Source organism: Salinibacterium sp. (assembly GCF_031364185.1).
In the GTDB taxonomy this organism is placed as follows: Bacteria; Actinomycetota; Actinomycetes; order Actinomycetales; family Microbacteriaceae; genus Rhodoglobus.
Map to the genome: position 1 here is coordinate 1 of NZ_JANLVV010000178.1, position 3,592 is coordinate 3,592.

At 62.0% G+C, this 3,592-nt stretch carries 7 protein-coding genes; 5 read left to right on the plus strand and 2 right to left on the minus strand.

Translation table 11 applies throughout. The annotated features are described in order from the left end of the window. Window positions 1-6: 6 nt before the first annotated feature. The 5 genes from RMN95_RS07945 (at window position 7) to RMN95_RS07965 (ending at window position 2,643) form a co-directional block, all read left to right on the plus strand. Window positions 7-153: an arginine deiminase-related protein gene (locus RMN95_RS07945; protein WP_309616405.1), complete on the plus strand. Its 147-nt coding sequence runs from the start codon at window positions 7-9 to the stop codon at window positions 151-153. 65 nt (window positions 154-218) lie between these two features. Beyond that, window positions 219-425, plus strand: a complete 207-nt coding sequence (locus RMN95_RS07950) for a ribbon-helix-helix protein, CopG family (RefSeq protein WP_309616399.1) — start codon at window positions 219-221, stop codon at window positions 423-425. Next, a complete protein-coding gene (locus RMN95_RS07955) occupies window positions 415-678 on the plus strand; it encodes a type II toxin-antitoxin system RelE/ParE family toxin (protein WP_309616400.1) in 264 nt (87 codons plus the stop codon). The genes RMN95_RS07950 and RMN95_RS07955 overlap by 11 nt, the downstream gene beginning before the upstream one ends. Before the next feature lie 169 nt (window positions 679-847). Continuing rightward, a complete protein-coding gene (locus tag RMN95_RS07960) occupies window positions 848-1,336 on the plus strand; it encodes a helix-turn-helix domain-containing protein (protein ID WP_309616401.1) in 489 nt (162 codons plus the stop codon). Continuing rightward, a complete protein-coding gene (locus RMN95_RS07965) occupies window positions 1,333-2,643 on the plus strand; it encodes a HipA domain-containing protein (RefSeq protein ID WP_309616402.1) in 1,311 nt (436 codons plus the stop codon). Before RMN95_RS07960 ends, RMN95_RS07965 begins: the two co-directional genes overlap by 4 nt. Window positions 2,644-2,764: 121 nt before the next feature. On the opposite strand, the gene RMN95_RS07970 is transcribed toward RMN95_RS07965, so the two are convergent. Together RMN95_RS07970 and RMN95_RS07975 are read right to left on the minus strand one after the other, a co-directional pair. Continuing rightward, entirely contained in the window at window positions 2,765-3,079 is a 315-nt protein-coding gene (locus RMN95_RS07970; protein ID WP_309616403.1) for a HigA family addiction module antitoxin, read from the minus strand. Between the two features lie 20 nt (window positions 3,080-3,099). Beyond that, on the minus strand, window positions 3,100-3,592 hold a 493-nt coding region (locus RMN95_RS07975), incomplete at its 5' end, for an SDR family NAD(P)-dependent oxidoreductase (RefSeq protein WP_309616404.1).

Genomic DNA, 3,592 nt, shown 5'->3' on the forward strand with positions numbered 1-3,592 from the left:
CGAGCTGTGATCGAGCGCAGTTGCCGCATCCTGGCCGTGGAGATTCCCACGATCGAGCTCGCCGGAGGGTCAGTGCGCTGCATGATTGCGGGCATCCACCTGGATCGGCGGCCTGTGGCGCCTGCGACTGTGGCTGCGCATACATTCGCGTAGGACAGCTCCGCAGCTGACTATTCATTTGTCATACATGTAGTACGCTATTCCCGGAGGTGCGCAAAATGCTGTCAGTGAGACTGTCCCCTGAGCAGGAACAAGCGCTCGAGCAACTCGCGGCTGAGACCGGCCGCAATAAGAGCTACTACGTGAAGCGCGCCCTCGACGAATTTCTTGAGTCCCGAGCGGACTACCTGCTGGCGCTCGCTGCGATCGAACGTGATGAGCGACGATTCAGCAGCGCGGATGTGAGACGCGAGCTTGGTTTATAGGGTCGAGTACACGGAGACTGCCCTTCGCCAACTCCGAAAACTCGATCACCAGATTGCTCGACGAGTGTTGGACTACTTGGACGACCTCACCACTCTTGACGACCCACGAGATCGCGGGAAAGGGCTCAGTGGCGATCTCGCGACGGTGTGGCGGTACCGGGTTGGCGACTATCGGGTGTTGTGTGAATTGCGAGAAGTTGAGTTGGTAATCCTAGCTCTGGAAGTGGGTCACCGGAGTCGGGTCTACGACTGACGCGCTCTGAGTGGATGTCGCGAGTGTCGGAACTCCACGTCGCATCCACTGCTTATGTAACGTAAACGTTTCTTTGGTTAAATGTAACGCTAAGCTTCCATTCTGAGAATGTAACTGTGTTGTTCCATGCGAATGGTGGAAAGCATCCGTTCAGAGAGGAGAAGCGCCGATGCAGACACCGTGGCCCGAGGACATAGGGCGCGTGGCGCGCCAGCGCCGTGTGGACTTGAACCTCTCACAGGATGATCTCGCCGAGCGCACCGGCGTCACCCGCCAGTGGCTTTCCCGTTTCGAGTCCGCGAAGGCGGATGTGAGCCTGTCAAAGGTCCTGCTGATTCTTCGCGCTCTTGACCTGAGAGTCGACATCGCCGCCACACCGCAGAAGTTTTCTGACGCAGAACTCGCCGTCCGCGCATCCGACGTCATGGCGCCGACGGTCGCCTCGATCAACCACGATCTGCTTGTTGAGATGACCGATAACCTCCCTCGCGCCACGGGTCGCTCAGGTATATCCGAGTCGGCTCAGATCGCGCTGGTCTCGCTCCACGAGAATCTCGCATATCAACGAGCTTTGGATCGCTTGCAGACGCCGATGGTCACACCTCGCTCGGAGATTCCGAGCGCGCAGGATCGGCGTGTCAGCAAGGCGCCCCAGTGACCGACCGTCTCGATGTGTACCTGCTCGGCCAGCACGCCGCCGTCATCGAATATCTGAGCCGTGAACGATACCGACTGATCTATGACGAGGCCTGGCGAGAGTCTGATGGGCCCGCTATCTCCCATTCGCTACCGAAGACGGCGAGGACACACACCGGCCGTGTCGTCTTCGACTTCCTCGACAACCTGCTTCCCGACAACACCGCCGTCCGCGAGGAGTGGGCCCGGCAGGGCGGGCTCTCCGACGCGGACTCATTCCACCTGCTCGCCGCGCACGGCGCCGACGTCGCTGGCGCGCTGGAGTTCTACCCTGACGGGACCGCAACCCGCACGGAAGGATCGTTCGCCGCCGTGTCAGACGAGGAGATAGCGCTCCGTATCCGCGCGATCCGCAATAACCTGCCGGTTCCGACTGCGGTGGAAGCCGGGAAGGGGTACTTCTCCCTCGGCGGCGCGCAAGGCAAGTTCGCGCTGTCCCAGCGGGATGGGCGCTGGTACGACTCGACGGGCATCCACCCATCCACTCACATATTCAAGCCGAAGGTCACTGGGATGGTCGACGGCGAGATCGTCGAGCACGTGACGATGACATCGATGTATCTGCTCGGCTTGCCCGCTGCACAGACCGCGATCATGTCGTTCGCCGACGAGCACTCGCTCGTGGTGAAGCGGTTCGACCGTGACCAACGCATCAGCGGACCCGTCCGGCGGATCCACCAAGAGGACATGGCCCAGGCCCTCGGTGTGCCGAGGCTTCGGAAATATGAGAAAGACGGCGGCCCTGGCTACCGACGGATCCTCGCCCTGCTCGACCGTCTTCCACGCGCAACAGCCGCCGCCGCTAAGGAACGGTTCGCGAAGTCGCTGGTCTTCTCATGGCTGGTGCTCAACACCGACGCGCACGCGAAAAACTTCTCAGTGGACCTAACCCCACAGTTCTCTACGCTCACCGACATGTACGACGTCTCCTCGCTGCTGCCGTATGTGAAGCCGAGCGGCGACGAGCCGCGCGACCTGCTGACCTCGTTCGACAAGACCAAACTGTCGATGAAGATAGCCGGTTCTTATGAGGCGTGCGACATGGGCCCGTTCGAATGGAAGGCCGTCGCGCGCGACGCCGGGCTCGACCCCGACGTGTTCCTTGACTGGGCGCGCCTGCTCGCGGCAACCGCGCCGACTGTGTTCACTGCGGTCGTAACCAGCCTCCCCGCCGAGCATCAGACACCCACCATCGAACTGTTGTGCGCGCGGATGGTCGTGCGCGCGAGGGAGGCTGAGCGTCAGCTTCACAGGCCGGTGCGGGTGTGATCTGTCGCTGGTAAAGGAGACGGACCCGAATACTCGCTCAATCGGAACCCGCACATCGAACCCACCAACAACTATGTGTTGAAGTGAAACGCGACCAGGTTCCGACACGAAGCAACCTTGCTTATGCAACCTCGAGCGGCTCTATCGCATCCGCCTGCGACTGGATCCGGTCGGCCTCCACGTCAAGATCATAGGAGGCCTGCAGGTTAAGCCAGAGCTGAGCTAATGTGCCGAAGTACTTGCCCAGCCGCAACGCGGTATCCGCCGTGACCGACCGCTTGCCGTGCACGATCTCGTTGATGCGCCGCGGGGATACACCGATCGCAACGGCGACCCGGTTCTGGGTGATCCCGAGTTCCGAGATGAAGTCCTCCATGAGCACTTCACCCGGGTGGATCGGTTCCAGCTTGTCAGTGATAATCGACGATTTCGACATTTTCCGCTCCTCCCGTTCTCCTACTCCCGGCCATCCTCGAGCGGGATGAGCATGGTGCGGAACGGGCCCGCCTCCGCGTGGAGCCCCCAGATGCGATCGGCAACGTCGTCGATTCCGTTCGGAAGCTGGAGTTGCGGTATACCCCCGGGGATCACCAGCTGGCTGACGCGGATGCCCTCATCCTCGAGTGCGTCGTGCAACATTTCGCCATAGGCACTCTCGGCCGGGAACGCGACCGAGGTGCCCGCAAAGCCAGCGCGTGCCTTTACCGAGGTGCCACCGTTGATCTGGATGACGCTGCCCTCGCCCGACTCACGCATCGCCGGGAGTACCGCCCGCACCGAGTGGATGAGGCCGAGAGCGGAGAACTGCAGCGCCTCGAGCGCCAGCTCCGGAGTCAGGTCGAGCACCGGCTTCAGGTAGTCGCGCGACGGAAGCGGGCTGTACTGCAGCACCGTGATCGGGCCCAGCTCCGCCGCGGCACGCGCAAGCGCATCCTCAAGTTGCCCAGGC